This window comes from Alcanivorax sp. (assembly GCF_002733835.1).
GTDB lineage: Bacteria > Pseudomonadota > Gammaproteobacteria > Pseudomonadales > Alcanivoracaceae > Alcanivorax.
In genome coordinates, this window is the sequence record NZ_NVWY01000011.1 from 60,311 (window position 1) to 77,248 (window position 16,938).

Annotated in this window: 23 protein-coding genes; 10 read left to right on the top strand and 13 right to left on the bottom strand. The window is 58.1% G+C overall.

From position 1 onward, the window contains the following. Positions 1–140: 140 nt before the first annotated feature. From COA55_RS07590 to COA55_RS07605, 4 genes are all read right to left on the bottom strand, one after another. Complete coding sequence (locus tag COA55_RS07590; RefSeq protein ID WP_290501250.1) at positions 141–923, bottom strand: sulfite exporter TauE/SafE family protein; 783 nt, start codon at positions 921–923, stop codon at positions 141–143. A 166-nt stretch (positions 924–1,089) separates the two neighbouring features. Then, positions 1,090–1,599, bottom strand: a complete 510-nt coding sequence (locus COA55_RS07595) for a flavin reductase family protein (RefSeq protein ID WP_290501251.1) — start codon at positions 1,597–1,599, stop codon at positions 1,090–1,092. An 83-nt stretch (positions 1,600–1,682) separates the two neighbouring features. Further along, complete coding sequence (locus COA55_RS07600; RefSeq protein WP_290501300.1) at positions 1,683–2,708, bottom strand: methionine synthase; 1,026 nt, start codon at positions 2,706–2,708, stop codon at positions 1,683–1,685. A 22-nt stretch (positions 2,709–2,730) separates the two neighbouring features. After that, entirely contained in the window at positions 2,731–3,708 is a 978-nt protein-coding gene (locus COA55_RS07605; RefSeq protein WP_290501252.1) for a DUF1852 domain-containing protein, read from the bottom strand. Positions 3,709–3,960: 252 nt separating this feature from the next. On the opposite strand from COA55_RS07605, the gene COA55_RS07610 reads away from it, so the two are divergent. Continuing rightward, complete coding sequence (locus tag COA55_RS07610) at positions 3,961–4,878, top strand: LysR family transcriptional regulator (RefSeq protein WP_063520419.1); 918 nt, start codon at positions 3,961–3,963, stop codon at positions 4,876–4,878. A gap of 65 nt (positions 4,879–4,943) precedes the next feature. After that, positions 4,944–5,399 (top strand): DUF4124 domain-containing protein, encoded by a 456-nt coding sequence (locus COA55_RS07615; protein ID WP_290501253.1) that lies wholly within the window; start codon positions 4,944–4,946, stop codon positions 5,397–5,399. A 50-nt stretch (positions 5,400–5,449) separates the two neighbouring features. On the opposite strand, the gene COA55_RS07620 is transcribed toward COA55_RS07615, so the two are convergent. The 9 genes from COA55_RS07620 to COA55_RS07660 form a co-directional block, all read right to left on the bottom strand. Beyond that, positions 5,450–5,782 carry a DUF6176 family protein gene (locus COA55_RS07620; RefSeq protein WP_290501254.1) on the bottom strand — a complete coding sequence of 111 codons (333 nt, stop codon included), beginning with the start codon at positions 5,780–5,782 and terminating at the stop codon, positions 5,450–5,452. 19 nt (positions 5,783–5,801) lie between these two features. After that, positions 5,802–6,203 carry a DUF6713 family protein gene (locus tag COA55_RS07625; protein WP_290501255.1) on the bottom strand — a complete coding sequence of 134 codons (402 nt, stop codon included), beginning with the start codon at positions 6,201–6,203 and terminating at the stop codon, positions 5,802–5,804. 71 nt (positions 6,204–6,274) lie between these two features. Then, positions 6,275–6,739, bottom strand: coding sequence for a DUF1456 family protein (locus tag COA55_RS07630; RefSeq protein WP_290501256.1), 465 nt, complete (start codon positions 6,737–6,739; stop codon positions 6,275–6,277). 104 nt (positions 6,740–6,843) lie between these two features. Beyond that, complete coding sequence (locus COA55_RS07635; RefSeq protein WP_290501257.1) at positions 6,844–7,161, bottom strand: multidrug efflux SMR transporter; 318 nt, start codon at positions 7,159–7,161, stop codon at positions 6,844–6,846. A 119-nt stretch (positions 7,162–7,280) separates the two neighbouring features. Further along, a complete protein-coding gene (locus COA55_RS07640) occupies positions 7,281–7,871 on the bottom strand; it encodes a carboxypeptidase-like regulatory domain-containing protein (protein ID WP_290501258.1) in 591 nt (196 codons plus the stop codon). Continuing rightward, on the bottom strand, positions 7,868–8,491 hold the full coding sequence (locus COA55_RS07645) for a hypothetical protein (RefSeq protein WP_290501260.1): 624 nt from the start codon (positions 8,489–8,491) through the stop codon (positions 7,868–7,870). The genes COA55_RS07640 and COA55_RS07645 overlap by 4 nt, the downstream gene beginning before the upstream one ends. A 58-nt stretch (positions 8,492–8,549) precedes the next feature. Next, positions 8,550–9,017, bottom strand: a complete 468-nt coding sequence (locus tag COA55_RS07650) for a CYTH domain-containing protein (protein ID WP_290501262.1) — start codon at positions 9,015–9,017, stop codon at positions 8,550–8,552. A gap of 89 nt (positions 9,018–9,106) precedes the next feature. Continuing rightward, entirely contained in the window at positions 9,107–9,568 is a 462-nt protein-coding gene (locus COA55_RS07655) for a DUF4279 domain-containing protein (protein WP_290501264.1), read from the bottom strand. Then, the gene (locus COA55_RS07660; protein WP_290501266.1) at positions 9,568–10,140 is read right to left on the bottom strand and encodes a lipocalin family protein; all 573 of its coding nucleotides are present in this window, start codon (positions 10,138–10,140) and stop codon (positions 9,568–9,570) included. Before COA55_RS07660 ends, COA55_RS07655 begins: the two co-directional genes overlap by 1 nt. A gap of 110 nt (positions 10,141–10,250) precedes the next feature. On the opposite strand from COA55_RS07660, the gene ccmA reads away from it, so the two are divergent. The 8 genes from ccmA to COA55_RS07700 all read left to right on the top strand — a co-directional run bounded on the left by ccmA (position 10,251) and on the right by COA55_RS07700 (position 16,927). Further along, complete coding sequence (gene ccmA, locus COA55_RS07665; RefSeq protein ID WP_290501268.1) at positions 10,251–10,904, top strand: cytochrome c biogenesis heme-transporting ATPase CcmA; 654 nt, start codon at positions 10,251–10,253, stop codon at positions 10,902–10,904. Further along, the gene (gene ccmB, locus COA55_RS07670; RefSeq protein WP_290501270.1) at positions 10,901–11,569 is read left to right on the top strand and encodes a heme exporter protein CcmB; all 669 of its coding nucleotides are present in this window, start codon (positions 10,901–10,903) and stop codon (positions 11,567–11,569) included. The genes ccmA and ccmB overlap by 4 nt, the downstream gene beginning before the upstream one ends. A gap of 65 nt (positions 11,570–11,634) precedes the next feature. Then, complete coding sequence (gene ccmC, locus COA55_RS07675; protein WP_290496033.1) at positions 11,635–12,393, top strand: heme ABC transporter permease CcmC; 759 nt, start codon at positions 11,635–11,637, stop codon at positions 12,391–12,393. A gap of 1 nt (position 12,394) precedes the next feature. Then, on the top strand, positions 12,395–12,649 hold the full coding sequence (gene ccmD, locus COA55_RS07680; protein ID WP_290501272.1) for a heme exporter protein CcmD: 255 nt from the start codon (positions 12,395–12,397) through the stop codon (positions 12,647–12,649). Beyond that, complete coding sequence (gene ccmE / locus COA55_RS07685; protein WP_290501302.1) at positions 12,633–13,121, top strand: cytochrome c maturation protein CcmE; 489 nt, start codon at positions 12,633–12,635, stop codon at positions 13,119–13,121. The genes ccmD and ccmE overlap by 17 nt, the downstream gene beginning before the upstream one ends. 170 nt (positions 13,122–13,291) lie before the next feature. Continuing rightward, entirely contained in the window at positions 13,292–14,779 is a 1,488-nt protein-coding gene (locus COA55_RS07690) for a RimK family protein (RefSeq protein ID WP_290501273.1), read from the top strand. A gap of 298 nt (positions 14,780–15,077) precedes the next feature. Then, complete coding sequence (locus COA55_RS07695; RefSeq protein WP_290501275.1) at positions 15,078–16,424, top strand: DUF2157 domain-containing protein; 1,347 nt, start codon at positions 15,078–15,080, stop codon at positions 16,422–16,424. Next, complete coding sequence (locus tag COA55_RS07700; protein WP_290501277.1) at positions 16,421–16,927, top strand: GDYXXLXY domain-containing protein; 507 nt, start codon at positions 16,421–16,423, stop codon at positions 16,925–16,927. Before COA55_RS07695 ends, COA55_RS07700 begins: the two co-directional genes overlap by 4 nt. Positions 16,928–16,938 lie beyond the last annotated feature (11 nt).

The window sequence follows — 16,938 nt, forward strand, 5'->3', positions numbered from 1 at the left end:
TTGCGAAAACCTTTAAACATTACGGGTGGCAGGTTGTTGAATTTCGCAACTCGTAACTCGCCACTTGTAACTGAGCATTGCAATCATTGCCATGCAAACGTCCCCACGATATCAGTAATGCATAGCGTCCCCCGTGCGCATCAAACAAGAAAACTCACCCCCACGCACAGCAGCAACAGGGCGAACAGACGCTTTAGCAGGCGCGGCGACAGTTTGTGTGCCAGGCGCGCGCCAAAACGGGCGAAGAACATGCTGGTAAAGGCGATACCCACCATGGCAGGAAGATATACGTACCCCAGGCTCCACTCGGGTAATTGTGGCTGACTCCAGCCAATCAGCATGAAGCTCAAAGCGCTGGCGGCGGCAATGGGCAGCCCACACGCGGAGGAGGTCGCCACCGCCTGTTGCATGGGCAGGCTGCGCCAGGTGAGAAAAGGCACATTCAGGGTGCCGCCGCCGATGCCAAAGATCGCCGAGGCCCAGCCAATGACCCCGCCTGCGGCCGTTAGCCCCAGCTTGCCAGGCACCGCACGGCTGGCTCTGGGTTTCAGGTCCAGCGCCATTTGAATGGCAATAACGATGGCAAATACACCAATGATCTTCTGCAGCATCGGGCCCTGAATTGACGCAGCAGTCAGCGAGCCAAGCCCCGCGCCAAGCAGGATGCCTAGCGTCATCCAGGCGAAAATGGGCCATTGCACCGCCCCTTTGCGGTGATGCTCCATCACCGAGTTGATGGACGTGAAGATGATAGTGGCCAGTGATGTGCCAACGGCCAGATGGGTCAATACTTGCGGGTCCACGCCTTGGGCGGTAAAGCTCAGAACCAGTACCGGCACGATGATGATGCCGCCGCCGACCCCAAACAGACCGGCCAATACCCCGGCGGCCGCACCCAGAACCAAATAAAGCAAAAATTCCATACTAAAACCCTGGCAAGCCAAAAATGTTGGCGATGTAGTAACAGAAAAATGGGATGGCGTGAGTCTGCCGTTGCCTGCGCAGGTTCATGCCCGGTGATCATTTTCCCATGCGAAATACCCCGCTAAAGCCATGCTGGGTTCGGGGGTGACTGGGCGTAAAGGGCGCTCAGGTGGTAACCGAGGCGTCCAGATTGCAGTATTGCCCTTTGAAGTACAGCAGGGGCTGTGTTGTGGTGGTTGGCTGCAGGCTCAGTGCCCGTACTTCACCAATCACGATCAGGTGATCGCCGGCCTCGTATTCGGCATGAATGTCACAGTCCAGCCAGTGCAGGCTGCCACCAATCACCGGGTTGCCCAGAGGCGACGTTGCCCAATCGGTTTCTTTCCACTTGTCTGCGCCCTGTTGCGCAAAGAGGTTGGATACCGCTGCCTGTTCGTCAGAGAGGATGTTCACCGCAAACCGGCCCGCACGACGGATCTTGGGGTAGCTGAAAGAATCGCGCTTCACACTGAATGACACCAGCGGCGGGGCTGTCGATACGCTGTAGAACGACTGACAGGTAAAGCCGATGGGCTCGTCATCGATGTGCGAGGTAATCACAGTGAGCCCGGAGGCGAAATGGCCGAGCGCTTTGCGAAAGTGCAGAGGGTCGATGGCCGTGGTGGTCAGTGACATAGTGATTCCAGAATAGGGGATAACGCAAACGGGTAGCTCAGGGAAGAGACGGCGCGATCTGGCGCTCGCTCTTCCCACAGGATTCAGGCAAGTTCATTGCGCACGATCTCGGCACCGGCACTCAATGCGCGCAGCTTGCCTCTGGCAACCTGGCGAGGCAGCGGCGCCATGCCGCAGTTGGTGCACGGGTACAGCTTGTCGGCATCCACGAACTGCAGCGCCTGGCGCAAGGTGTTGGCAACTTCCTCGGGGCTTTCAATGGTGTGGGTCGCCACATCGATGGCGCCCACCATCACTTTCTTGCCGCGAATCAACTCAATCAGATCCATGGGGACATGGGAGTTGTGGCATTCCAGAGAAACCATGTCGATGCTGGAAGCCTGCAGCCTGGGGAAAGCTTCTTCATATTGCCGCCACTCCGAGCCCAGCGTTTTTTTCCAGTCGGTGTTGGCTTGGATGCCGTAGCCATAACAGATATGCACGGCGGTCTCGCACTTGAGCCCTTCAATGGCTTTTTCCAGTGTAGCCACGCCCCAGTCATTCACCTCATCGAAGAACACATTAAAGGCGGGCTCGTCGAATTGAATAATGTCGACACCCGCTGCCTCCAGCTCTCGGGCTTCCTGATTGAGAATTTTCGCGAATTCCCAGGCCAGTTTTTCCCGGCTTTTGTAATGGGCATCGTAAAGCGTATCGATCATGGTCATGGGGCCGGGCAGGGCCCACTTGATCGGTTGTCGGGTCTGCTCCCGCAGAAATCGGGCATCGTCCACAAACACCGGCTTTTGACGGCTAACCGCCCCCACGACTGTGGGCACACTGGCATCGTAGCGATCGCGGATTTTGACCGTTTCCCGTTTCTCGAAATCCACCCCGTCCAGATGCTCGATAAAGGTGGTGACGAAGTGCTGACGGGTCTGTTCGCCATCGCTGACGATGTCGACGCCGGCCAGCTGCTGTTCGTGCAAGCTTAGCCGCAGGGCATCCTGTTTGCCGTCGATGAGTTCATCGCCCTGCAACTTCCAGGGAGACCAGAGCGTTTCGGGCTCGGCCAGCCAGCTAGGCTTGGGCAAGCTGCCCGCCGTGGATGTGGGTAACAATCGTTTCATCATTTGTTCTGCCGTGTATGAGTTAAATACCGTAATTCGCAGACCACTGATTAAGCACCGTCCGGTAAGGCTCGATCAGGTTCTCTTCAGTGAATTTGCCTTGCTTGACGGCCAATTGACTGCGCTCTTCCCGGTCGTAATGAATGCGGGTAAGTGAGTAGTCCGAGTTTTTCAGACTGGGTTGGTAGCGGTTGCCCGCTTCGGAATTGGCGTTGTAAATCTCCGGGCGATAAATGCGCTGGAACGTCTCCATGGTGCTGATGGTGCTGATCAGCTCCAGGTTGGTGTAATCGTTCACCAGGTCCCCGAAGAAGAAAAACGCCAGCGGCGCCACGCTGTGGGGCGGCATGAAGTAGCGCACGCTCAACCCCATTTTCTTGAAGTAGCTCTCGGTCAGTGACGATTCATTGGGCAGGTACTCAAAGCCCAGCACCGGGTGGTGGTTCTCGGTGCGGGTGTACACCTTGTTATCCGAGACGCTGATGCAGATCACCGGCAGCTTGCTGAAGTTTTCCTGGTAAGCACTTGAGTTCACAAAATGCTGGAACAGCTTGCCGTGCAGATCACCAAAATCCTCAGGGATGCTGAAGTGTGGCTGGTCCTTGTTATGGTTCTGCAGGGCGATGCTGAAGTCATAGTCCCGCACGTAAGAGGAAAAATTGTTCCCGACCACCCCTTCAATCTGTTTGTTGGTGTGCCGGTCAAAGATGGTGGTTTTCAGGATTTCGATGGTCGGGAAGGTTTCGCCATTGCCTTCAATATCGATATCCACGGACACAATGTCGTGCTGCACAACGTACCGGTCACCATTGGGGTTGTCCCAGTGAGCCAGCGCATTAAACCGGTTATTGATCATGGTCAGAGTGTCGCGCAGGTTTTCCTTGCGCCGTTCTCCCCGCGCCAGGTTGGCAAAGTTGGTGGTAATCCGCGTGCTGTCGGCTGGACGGTAATCCTCATCGAAACAAATGCGCTTGATGCTGAAGGTAAATTCATTGCTCATGGTGCCAGGGCGTCCGCGTCAAAATGGGTCGTGGCCTGCGTCGCGCTGGGTAACTAACGCGACGAAGCGTGATATGCGGCCATTATGCTCAATACCTTTAATGAGTAAAATTGGTATTATTTCATCGCTATATGAGTTCTACTCATCTTTGCGCTATGGCGGGAGCAGGCATTCGACCGCCCTGGCTTTTGCATTCAGAGCAAGATCGCGGTGGTGCCACCGCACTTACAATGGCATGCGTTGGAGAATCAAATGCTGGAATTACGACATCTCGCCACCCTTCGGGCGATTGATGAGGCGGGGTCAATGGTGGAAGCGGCGGAACGGCTACATGTTACCCAGTCGGCCCTGTCGCATCAGTTGAAAGACCTGGAACACCGGTTGGGGGTAGAACTGGTGGTGCGGCGCTCTCGCCCGGTGCGCTTCACCACGGCCGGGTTGCGGTTGCTGGCGCTGGGGCAGGACGTGCTGCCCAGGGTGCGGCAGGCAGAGCGGGAGCTGAAACGATTGGCTGAGGGACAATCAGGCCGGCTACACATCGCGATTGATTGCCACTCCTGCTTTCAGTGGCTGATGCCGGCGCTGGATGCTTTCCGTGAGCACTGGCCAGAAGTGGAGCTGGATTTGTCAGCGGCCTTCAGTTTTGCGCCGTTACCGGCACTGTTGCGCGGTGACCTGGACATGGCAATTACCTCTGATCCCGTCGAGGATACGGCGGTACATTTCCTGCCGCTTTTTCGCTATGAGCTGGTGTTGGCGGTCTCCGGACGTTCACCACTGGCGGGGCGAAAGTGGATTGAACCAGAGGATATCGCCGACCAGACCCTGATTACTTACCCGGTAGAACGCGAACGTCTGGATGTATTTACCGTCTTTCTCGACCCCGCCGGTGCGGAGCCTGCCTCTGTTCGAACGGCTGAATTGACTCCCATGACCGCACAATTGGTGGCCGCAGGCCGTGGCGTGGCAGCGCTACCGAACTGGGCGCTGACCGAATACACCGAGCATGACTTGCTGAAAACCGTGCGGCTTGGGGAGAAAGGGGTGTGGAGAACGCTCTATGCGGCGGTGCGCGCGGAGGATGAACAAACCCCCTATGTTCAGGAGTTCCTGAGTACGGCGAAGGAAATGTGTTTCAAAACCCTGTCCGGGGTCCGAGTGGCCCGTTAGTGACGGGGATGTGTATATTAATCAGGGCCTGCAAGCCTGCTTTTCCAGGGAAGGAACATTCAGCGATGAGCAAAAACGTTTTTTTTATAATTTTGGTGTCGGTGCTTAGCCATGCCGCTCATGCGGATCTATATCAGTGGAAAGATGAAAACGGCAAGTTGCATTTTTCGGATAGAGCATCCAATGAGCAAGCAAAAACGGTCACGGTGACGCGGCCGAATAGCTACAGTGGTGCAGATAGTAAGGCCGTGCATGACAAGGCGCGTCAAAGCACCCGTCAGCCGGAAAAGCGGTCACGTTTTGCGGTGCCTCCTTACCAGCAGGCGCCACAGAACCAGGTTAGCCAACAAGAGATTCAGGAAAGAGTGGCGGATTGCGAACGACGGCGGATTGTCGGTTGTGGTGACGCACGGGCTAGACGAGAAATTGCGGACGAGGCGTATAGGAATACGCCTGGAGGACGACGACAGCAGGAGCAGATTCGCGATCGGAAAATGCGGGAGTGGATGCAGCAGCGATAGCTGCTGGTTTCAGGTCGGCTGGACTGGCCCCTTTTTCAGGGTTAACAGCTTCATAGGCGGCTATTTAGATCCACCAATAGCTCGGTCTTTACATGGCTGCCCCACACCCAGGCCTTTTCTTTGAATTGACGATGCCGTGCGTCCACCGGGTTATCCGAATCCGCCATGACTTGCTGCGATTTCTCGATGGAGTCTGCCCGCATATAGCAGAGCAGGTAGTCTTTGCCTCCCAGTGTCAGTGAAAACCAGGATTCTACGCTGACACCTTCAGCCCGCAGGCTTTCCAGTGCCTGTTCACGATGGTCTTCGATAAAAGCTGTCCAGTCTCTTACTTCCTCGTCGCTGTTCGGCTTTAGCTCGATCAGGCCGGCGATAACGTCCATGTGTTTTCTCGATATCCTGTCAGGATCGCTGATTTTGCGTTTGCGGGCCCTGGCCTGCAAGTGGCAGCGTTTTCAGTTGTGCCAGAGACAACATCAACGTGGTCGCCAGTAGTAACAGCGACATGGGCTGCCAAAACTCGGTATGTCCGGCCAGGAAAAAACCGCTATGGATTGCCACCGTTAGTATCCCCAGGCTGGCGAGAAACCGGTGGCACAGGCGTTGATGTGGGCTGTGGGTGGCAACGTGCAGAAAAGCCAGTAATACCAGGGCGATGATGGGGAGATTCAATATCAGGTTGAGCTGATTGCCACCGGGTAAGTGGAAGAGGTTCCACTCGTGCCAGTAGGCTGCATCGATCTGGTGGGTGAACAGCACGGTGCTGTTTAGCAGGAAAAGGATTTGGGGCAGGTCGGGCTTCATGGCATGTCTCCGTTATCACTGCCATGAAACCCGTTTTGCTGGGGTAATGCCATTACCTCACAGGTAAGCGCTTATTCCCCGTCACGATACTGAATCTGCAAACCCTTGAGAAAGTTGCGCAGAATCTGGTCCTTGCACTCGCGATAATGCTTGTGGCCGGGTTTGCGGAAGAAGGCGCTGAGTTCGTGTTTGCTCATGCGGAAGTTGGCCAGCTCAAGCACCGCCAGCACGTCTTCGGCCTGCAGGTTCAGGGCGATTTTCAGTTTCATGAAAATCATGTTGTTGGTGAGGCGGCTTTCCGGTTCCGGTTGTGGCCCGGGCTTTTTTCCGCGCAGTGCATTGATCAGGCCGTTGAGAAAAATCGCCAGGGTGCGATCGGTGCATTTTTGAAAGGCCGGGTCGTCGTCCTTTTTCAGCCAGTCGCTGACCTGTTCCCGGGTGACGGTTTCGCCGGCTTCGGCGAACACGCCGATCATGCGGGTGTCGTCGAAATCGAAGATGTACCGGGCGCGGCGAAGGACGTCGTTATTGAGCATGCGGGACCTGTGGTGAGGGAAACGAAAGGGCGTGACCGCCATGATTCACGGGTAATAGTACAGGGAACCGGTGGCGGGAACACGCCTGCATGTTTGTCGACGTTTCAGGGAGTAAAGATTTTCAGCCCCACAATGCCGGCCAGAATCAGCCCGAGACACAGTAACCGCGGGGCGTTAACCGCATCCTGGAACAGCACAATGCCCAGTAGCACGGTGCCGATGGTGCCGATGCCGGTCCACACCGCGTAGGCGGTGCCCACGGGCAAGGTCTGCATGGCTTTTGCCAATAGCCAGAAGCTGGCGATCATGCCGATGAGAGTAAGCAGTGAGGGAAGCGGGCGGGTAAAGCCGTGGCTGGCTTTCAGTCCCAGCGCCCAGCCAGTTTCAATAATGCCTGCAAGAATAACCAGGGCCCATGCCATGACGTGTCTCCTGTCATGGGGTCGTCCCCGTTATGTGATTGATGCGATGGCGGTGAATGCCGGGGTCGTCCCTGGCATCCATTGGTGTCCAGTATAGCTCCTCAGACCCATGGGCGGAATCAGGGTTCCTGTGGGGCGAGAATTTTCTCGATGTGCTCGGGGTCGTGGCAGAGCGTGAGCAGGGCGTCCTGGAAGGGGCGCTGTGCTTCCTCGTCGAAATGTTGCTGTATCCACTGCCTGAGCTGCTGCTGGTAATGGAAGTAGGGGCAGTTTTGCACCGGTGTGGTTTTTATATGGGCGAACAGCGGTACGGTGATTTCCCGGTGCTGTTCACCGGTTGGAGGTGCGATGGTGCGGGTTTCGGCCACGGCGTCGGGGTAGTCCGGGTGGCGGACTGTCCACTTGTCCGAGGCCAGATAGCTGGCCGGCATGGCCATATGGAAACCGATGTGGGAGTCGCCGGGGAGGGTAAATTCCCCTTGCGCATTGCTGGTGGCAGTGCGCGGTGGTTCAGGGTCATCGGGGGAAACAATCAGGCTGATGGTGGCGCCGCTGATCGGGGCGCCTGTGTCGCCATCGATGACTGTGCCGCTGACGGGCTGGGCGTCCCACATCCGTTGAATCGTGGGAATGCAGCCGGTCAGTAGCAGGGCAAGCGCTGCTCCAGCCAGCGGGTAGACGAGTGCCTTCTTTGTGGATGACCTGATCATGGCACGGTCTCTATCAGACTGGAGAGAAAGGTATCCGTTTGTTCTGGAAAATAACCGCTGGCCAGGCCCAGCAGAATGAGCGCCCACAGGCTGATGCCCAGCAAGATCCAGATACCGTTGGCGAGCGTCAGTCGATTATTGAGCAGGCCCTGTTCATCCCCCTGGGACAGGTTGATGGCTTTTTGTGCCTTGAACAGGACGGCCCAGGTGACGGGCAGAAGCGCCAGTGAAATCAGGTCCAGAATGCCAAAGGTTTCCATGTTGGCGGCGGCCCGGTCAGACACGGTGCTGATCAGGTAGGAGAGAATATACAGGGTCGCCATGGTGGCGACCGGTAACGGTTTTGCCTTTCCTTCGCTTTCGTCATTGATGGTTTTCACCAGCGAGCCAAAGAAAAATACGCTGAACAGGGCACGTGCTATGGGCTGCACTTTTTTCTGCCGGATGTCTTTTTGGTTCTGCCAGTTCCGGAAATTCCAGTAGACGTCATAGATGCCCAGGGTCGCCCAGAAAAGCAGATTGAACTTCCAGGGAGCGACAACATAGAGCGCTAACCCCGAGGTGTCTGATTCCGGTGTGATGATCTCGCTGTCCGGTGCCTGGTAAAGGTTGGATTCCATTCGCTGTTCCCCCGCATTCGCGCTTGCCGATGGTATTGTTGGATAACGCTGGCTGTGATTACGGCCAGTTCTTGTAGGGTGTGGTGCTTAGGGCGCTGTTGTAATAACGGCTGTCGCCGGTGACCTCTTCCCCCAGCCAGGCAGGTTTTTCAAAAGACGTGCCTTCACTGGGCAGTTCGATTTCTGCCACGATCAGCCCGTCGTTGTCGCCGTGAAACACATCAATCTCCCAGCACAGGTCGCCTTGTGGCAACCGGTAACGGGTCTTATCAATGACGCCGGCGCCGCACAGCTCGGTGAGCATCTGGCGGGCATCCGCCAGCGGAATGGGGTATTCGAATTCACTGCGGGTGGCGCCCACGGTTTTGCCCTTGATGGTCAGCCAGGCGGTGTCGCCGGTGGTGCGAATTCGTACGGTGGCGTTTTTGTCGTGGCTCAGGTAGCCCTGGGTGAGCCGTTCCCCGGGCAGGGTATCGATAATGCTTATGTCACTGACTTTAAACTTGCGCTCAATTTCCGTTGCCATGGTTGTCTGCCTGAATGTTTCATCGAATGCATGGCAAGCGTAACACTCTCCGATAGGGTTTCCTCATAAGTGTGCTGCCAGTGAGCAGTCTACGAGGGCTGTGCCGAATGATTCAGGTCTATGCCCAGTTGGTCAAAGCTGATGTCAAAACCCAGTGCCTTGTAGCCGTCGATGATTTCATCAGGCAGATAAAACGTCGGGTCGTCCATAAAGAAGTACTGTGACACCCCGATGCCGTAACGATAGTGTGTTTCCCACAGGCTGTTATTCGGGTCGGGATTATCCGCGTTGGGGTTGTCCAGGACAGACAGTTGCGGCGCCAGGCGCTGCAGCTTGTAGAGCAGCTTTTCAAAATGATCCCGGTGGCTGGCGGTGTGATCCAGCTGGCTGGAGAGAATCCAGCGATTTTCCTGGCGCAGGGCCTCGGGGACCGCATCGCTGTAGCTCTCGCCTTCGCGCCAGTAGTCGTCCGCACTTTGTCCCAGCAGCAGGTCCAGCTGCTGAGGATCGTGGTCAAAGCCGAAGACGGCGAAATAGACGTGATGTTCCATTATGGCTTACCCGGGCGCAGGGTGCGGTTGCGTTCCAGCTGATCTACCGGAAAGCCCTTGTCCTCGGCCACCTGCACCAGTGCCTGGTACTGGTCATCGTTGAGCTCCGGCTGGCGCGCCAGTATCCACAGATATTCGCGGCTGGGTTCGCCGATCACCACCGTCTGGTAGTCCTTATCCAGGGCGATTATCCAGTAGTTGCCTTCGGTAATGGTGGGAATCAGTTTCGATACCCAGTTATCAAAGCGCACTTTCAGCTTGGCATTGCCGGAATCAGGGACAATGCGCGCGGTGCCTTCGGCTTCACTGGGTTCGTCGCCTTCGCGCTGGCAACGGTTCACCACCTTGATAGAGCCATCGTCATTGGGGCTGTAGGTGGCGGTGGAGTCGTAGCAGCCGCGCTGAAACCATTGCGGCAGGCGGGCGATTTCATACCAGGTGCCGGCATAGCGTTGCAGGTCCACCTGATCTACCGTGGCCAGAGGTTTGTCGCCGCCACAGGCGGCCAGTACCCCGCTGATCAGCACGATAGACAGGAATCGGGTGGTACGGGCAGTGTGGGTCACGAACATGAATGTCTCCTTTTGGGCGGCAACGCCTACAGGCTATCGGCTTCTTGCTGGCGATCAAGCCCGTTTTGAACTGTCGTGCTATACTTCGGCGCTGTTTTAGGGAGCCCGATTTGAGCCAGCCATCCACCCATTCTGATGCCGAAACCGCCCCCCGGCTTGTGCTGGAGCAGCTTAGCTGTGAGCGCGATGACCGGCTGTTGTTCAGCGGTTTGAGCTTGACCGCATCGGCCGGTGAAATCTGGCAGATCACCGGTGCCAACGGTGCCGGCAAAACCACGTTGTTACGCATTCTGGTGGGGCTGCACGGCTTCTATGAAGGCGTATGCCAATGGTGGCAACCTCAATGGCAACAGGAATTACTCTACCTGGGTCACCAGCCAGGGGTACGTGAAGAGCTCAATCCACTGGAGAACCTGCGTTACGCCTGCGCGTTAAGCGAGCAGGGAGGCGACCCCATGGCGGCGCTGGCGGCGGTGGGTTTGCAAGGTTTTGAAGATGTGCCGGCGGCGCACTTGTCCGCCGGGCAAAAGCGCCGTATTGCGCTGGCGCGCCTGTGGCTGGAGCACAAGGCCGTGTGGGTGCTGGATGAGCCTTATACCGCCATCGACCAGGATGGGGTGGCGGCGCTGGACCAGCAGATCCAGCAGGCGGCGCAGGCCGGCGCGTTGGTGATCTATACCTCCCACCATCAGGTGGGCGATGGCGTGCGGCGGCTGCACTTGGCCCACGGGCAGGCAGACGTGTTGGCAGGAGGGCTGGCATGAGCGTGTTTCGTGCGGCCCTGTCCCGGGAGTTATTGGTGCTGTGGCGCAGCCCGGCAGAAATCATCAATCCGCTGTTTTTCTTTGTGATGGTGATCAGCCTGTTTCCGTTGGCGATTTCGCCGAAACCGGAACTGCTGGCGCTGGTGGCTCCCGGCGTACTCTGGGTGGCGGCGTTGCTGGCGGTGATGCTGTCGCTGGATGGCCTGTTCCGGCGCGACCAGGAAAGCGGTGTGCTGGAATTGCTGCTCACCGCGCCGGTGATGGCGGTGGTGCCAGTGAGTGCCAAACTGCTGGCGCACTGGCTGCTGACCGGTTTGCCGCTGGTGCTGATCTCCCCGGTGCTGGCGCATATGCTGCAGCTGCCTGATGGGGTGCTGGGTACAGTGATGCTGAGTTTGCTGTTGGGGACCCCGGCGCTGACCATTATCGGCGCCATCGGAGCGGCGCTCACCGTGGGCCTGAATCGGGGGGGGATTCTGTTGGCGGTGTTGGTGTTGCCGCTGTACATTCCGGTGCTGATTTTTGGCGCCGGGGCGGTCAGTGCCGCAGTCGATGGCGGTGCGGTGAATGGCATCCTGGCTATCCTTGGGGCTTTGCTGGCCCTGACGGTGAGCCTGGGGCCGTTGGCGGTGGCCGCTGGCCTGAAGATCAGTTCCGGGAATTAAGCGCGCTTTTTTCCGGTGGGAAAGAGGGCGGTATTGAAAGTACGTAGGTGGAGATAGGTGTCTGAATGGTTTGGCAAACGATAAAACGCTGGTACCACATGCTCGGTTCGCCGCGTTACTTCTATACGTTCAGTTCTGCGTTACTGCCGTGGCTGACGCCCATCGCGTTGTTGGTGTTTACCGTGGGCATCGTTTGGGGGCTGGCGTTTGCCCCCAGTGATTATCAGCAGGGCAACAGTTACCGGATCATCTTTATTCATGTGCCGGCGTCCAGCGGTGCGCTGATGGGCTACGTGGCCATGGGCGTGGCGGGTCTGGTGGCTGTGGTCTGGCGAATGAAAATGGCCGAAGTGATGATGAAGGCCATTGCGCCTTTCGGGGCGGCGCTGGCTGCCATTTCCCTGGCCACTGGTGCGCTGTGGGGCAAGCCCACCTGGGGCACCTACTGGCAATGGGATGCCCGTATGACCTCTATGCTGATTCTGCTGTTCATGTACGTGGGTGTGATTGCCCTGCAAAACGTGATCCGCGACCCGCGCCAGGCGGCCCGTGCCGCCGGTTTGCTGGCCATGGTGGGGGTGATCAATGTGATCATCGTGAAATATTCGGTGGAATGGGTGCAGACCCTGCATCAGGGGTCGACTCTGAAACTGGTGGGAGAATCCACCATCAACCCCGCCATGAAATACCCGCTGTTGATCAGCATGCTGGGAACCTGGCTGCTGTATGCGGTCAATGTACTGGTACGCGCACGCACTGAAGTGGTGTGGCGTGAGCGGCGCAGCAAGTGGGTGCGCAAGCTGGTGAAGGGTGGGGGGCAATAGCATGTACTTTGACAGCTTTGCCGATTTTCTGGCCATGGGAAAACACGGTTTTTATGTCTGGAGCGCCTACGGAATCAGCGCGCTCCTGATTGGTGCCAGCATGGTGCTGGCAATACGCGGACAGGGACAGGTGCGCCAAACGCTGGCGCGGCAGTGGCGACTTGAGGCGATGGCAAAACAACAGGCTCAAGAGAAGCAACGCCGCCAGCAACACACTGAGCATAAACCTGAGGTAGATGATGAATCCGGTACGTAAGCAGCGTCTTTTGGTGGTACTCGCCGTTCTGATCGGGCTGGGCATTGCCTGCGGCCTGATGTTTTATGCGCTGCGTCAGAACATCAATCTGTTCTACACCCCCCAGCAGATTGCCGCAGGGGAAGCCCCGCTGGATGCCCAGATGCGTGTGGGTGGCCTGGTGGAGCCCGGTACGGTCATCCGTAACCCGGAAACCCTGGACGTTACCTTCGGGCTTACCGATGGCAAGGGGCGTTTCACCGTGCATTATCAGGGCATCCTGCCGGACCTGTTTCGCGAAGGGCAGGGCATTGTGGCCAATGGCACGCTGGTGAGCCGGACTCGCTTTGAAGCCGAGGAAGTGCTGGCCAAGCATGATGAAACCTACATGCCGCCGGAAGTGCAGGAGGCTCTGGAAAAAGCCGGCCACCCGGGCGCCAGCAAGGCTGACCCTAAGGGCGGCGAGAAGGAATATACTCCTTCCGGGTATTAAACCCCTGACCGGGTTTCGCGCCGCGAAGCCCGGTATCTCACGGTCGTCACGTCTGTTTGCCGATCCCCTCGTTTCACCCCGTAATTTTTTCTTGCTGACAACCCGGTTCCGGCCCTACATTTGCGCTTATCAGGCCCCGCTTCGGGTGCCGTCTTTGTTCAGGGCTTTTCATGAGTCAGGTCATCATTCTGGTAGACGATCCCGCCGACTGGGCTGCCTACTATCCCGCCCGCCATTTGTTGTCTGCCAAGGACTACCTGCAAGCGCAGCAGCCGGTCTGTACCGACAAGAAAGTGCAGGTGATCAACCTGTGCCGCAGCTATAAATACCTGAGCCCGGGCTACTATTGCTCGTTGCTGGCAGAGGCTCGGGGTCAGCGTGTGTTGCCTTCTGTGCGCACGGTGAATGATCTGAGCCGCAAGGCGCTCTATGGCCTGCATTTCGGCCAGTTCGAAGCGGCGCTGGACAAGGCCATGAAACGCAAGGGGGGTAGCAGTGACCATTTCAGCCTGCTGCTGTTCTTTGGGCATACCGAGCAGGAGGGCCTGGCCGACCTGGGGCGGCAGATTTTTGACCAGCTGCCATGCCCGTTGCTGAAGGTGGATTTCCGCCGCCGTGAGCAATGGGGTATTGAGGCGCTGAAACCGCTGACCCTGAAACAGCTGAAAGGGGCCGAGGAGGACGCGTTTGCCCGGGCGTTGGAACAGTTCAATGCCCGGGTGTGGCGTAACCCGCGCCGGCGTCGTGGTGACCGCTACGAGCTGGCCATGCTGGTCAACGACGAAGAGGCGTTGCCACCCAGCAACAAGACCGCCCTGAAGCGTTTTATCCGTGCAGGACGGCAGCTGGGCATCAAGGTGGATCTGGTGGGTCGCGATGCCTATACGCGCCTTGGCGAATACGACGGCCTGTTTATCCGTGAGACCACCGCGCTGGATCATCACACCTATCAGTTTGCCCGCAAGGCGGAGCAGGAAGGCATGGTGGTGATCGACGATCCGGGCTCCATTTTGCGCTGCACCAACAAGATTTATCTGGCCGAGTTGATGCAGGCCAACAAGGTGCCGGTGCCGCCGACCGCGTTTGTGTTCAGCGACGATGATGCCCAGATCGACCGGCTGGTTGAGGAGCTGAAACTGCCCATGGTGCTGAAAATTCCGGATGGCAGTTTTTCCCGGGGGATCAGCAAGGTGGCCACCCGTGAAGCACTGGCTGAGGCGTTGCGTGGCTACCTGAAACAGTCTTCTGTGGTGCTGGCGCAGGCGTTCATGTACACCGATTACGACTGGCGCATCGGGGTGCTGAACCACCGCCCGTTGTTTGCCTGTCAGTATTTCATGAGCAAGGGGCACTGGCAGATTTACCATCATCAGAGTGGCGGTAAAACCGAGACTGGCAACAGCCGTACCTTGCCGGTACAGGAAGTGCCGCCCAAGGTGCTCAAGGCCGCTCTCAAGGCCGCCCGCTTAATGGGCAACGGCTTGTATGGGGTGGACCTGAAGCAATCCGGCGATGATGTGGTCGTCATCGAGGTGAACGACAACCCCAATATTGATGCCGGGGTGGAAGATGCCTGGTTGGGTGAAGATCTGTACCGGCAGGTGATGCTGGAATTCCTGCGGCGCCTGGAGGCCAAGCGTATCGGCCTGCCGGTGTGATTTGGGGGCAAGCGAGAAACACCGCCGAGTGTTGTAGGAGTTCCGCTTGAGGGACGAACCGCGCATCGCGCGGCATTTCCTCCCTCTGGTGTTCCTCGCCAAGGCTCGGGTTCGCGGCTCGAGCGCCGTTATTCGCTCCGCTCACCCTTCGGGACGCACGGAACGACGTGCGTTACTCCGCTACGCTCCTTTCCTACAGGGGGCTTTATTGAACGCCTTGGCTCATTTCTCGCAACACCCTGCCGTTGCCTTTCGCCACCTCGTCAGGTCTGATCGAAAAAAAGCACAGGGATTTTGCATGCAACTTCTCGGTTTATTGCGGCGCGAGCTGCGTAGCGAATGCCGCCAGTGGGTGGTCGACGGGGATATCAGCGAGGAGCAGGGCAACCGGATCCTTGCTCGCTATGACACCCACCTGGACGACGATGCGGACGGCTCACTGGCCTACAAGGTACTGGTCACCGTGGCGCTGCTGTTTGTGGGCCTGGCTATATTGTTGCTGGTCTCTGCCAACTGGGAAGACATTCCCCGCGCGGTGCGTATGCTGGGGCTGATTGCCACCACCATTACGCTGAACCTGATCGGCATTCGGGGCTATCTGAAGCAGGGCGAAGGTAGCGGCTGGTTGTTTCTGGGGGGCATCAGCTATGGCGCCTCCATCATGTTGATTGCGCAGATCTATCACTTGGGCGAACACTTTCCCGATGGCCTGTTCTACTGGGCATTGGGGGTGGCGCCCATGGCCTGGTTGGTGCGCAGCCGTGTGCTGGCGCTGTTGATGTTGGCCGTGGCGTTTCTGTGGATGGGGGCGCAAGGCCAGTACACGCCTCCCTGGGCCATGGTGCTGTTTCTGGGCGTGGCGGTCGCTATTGCCCTGCGGGCGCATTCTGGAGGCCTGTTGCTGGTCGTGATTGCGGTCTTAGTGAGCTGGCTGAACCTGCTACTCGGCTGGGCTTACGGTGACGGCTGGGGGCCGGACTTTGAAGCCGGTCATCTGTCCCTGAACATGGGGTTGTTGGCGCTGCTATATGCATTCAGTCACCGGGCAGCCCATAGCGAGTCTCATTATCTGCGACGCTCAGGCAGCCTGGTGGGCCTGTGGGCGTTGCGCGGCTATCTGCTGTTGCTGGTGATGCTGTCGTTCAGTGAGTTTTCCGAAGGGTATCTGCATGAGCTGGCCGGGTTGGCCGATCCGGGTTTGTGGGCCGGGTTACTGGCGGCCCTGCTGGCCTCTGCGTGGGTTGTTGTTGGCCGTTTGGGGTCCACCGGCCCCCGGCTGTTGGTGATGTTGTTACCCTTCGTGCTACTGGGCATTCATGCCTTTGGTGGTAGAGGGGCCGGGCCCGGGGATTTTACATGGCTGTTTGTGGTGGCGGTGAATCTGCTGGCGCTGTTGTCTGCCATTGTGTTGATTCAGGAAGGTCTCAAGCGCGGGCTGACCCAATACTTCTATAGTGGCATTGTGTTGATATTGCTGCTGGCGTTGATGCGTTATCTGGATCTGTTCGGGGACTATCTGGGGGCGGCGGCCATGTTTCTGGTGGCGGCAGCGGTACTGTATGGCGCTGCCCGCTTCTGGCGGCGGCAACAGGGCCTGGAGACGCAGGCGGCCAAGGGCGGCTGTGCCGGGGAGGAGCAATCATGAAGCGCTGTCATGTCACGGGTCTGATGGCGGCCCTTGGGTTACAGGTCGCGGTGATGGCCGGGGTGTTTGTTGGCGGGGTCTATCCGTTGTGGGTGGGGCAGGAAATTCGCCTGGAAACCCGGCCAGTGGACCCGCGAGATCTGTTTCGTGGTAATTATGCCCGCCTGGGTTATGACTTCAGTACCGTGGAAACGCCAGATTTACGGCCGGGCGAGGTGGTGTACCTGCCTCTGGAAAAACAGCCGAACGAAGCGCTGTGGCGCGGCGGTAAGCCCCAGGCCTCTGAGCCGGAAACCGGCTTGTACCTGCGGGGTCGCGTGTCCGGCCAGCCCTGGAGCACTGGCAACACCGTGAAGTATGGCATTGAGGCGCTGTTCGCCCCCAAGGAAAAAGCCCTGGCGTTGGAGAGACAGCTGCGCGATAGCGCGGTCGCCGTGGTGCGTGTGGCGCCCAACGGCAAAGCCGCGCTGGTGACGGTGGAGACGGAGGCAGTTGATAATTGACAGTTGATAGT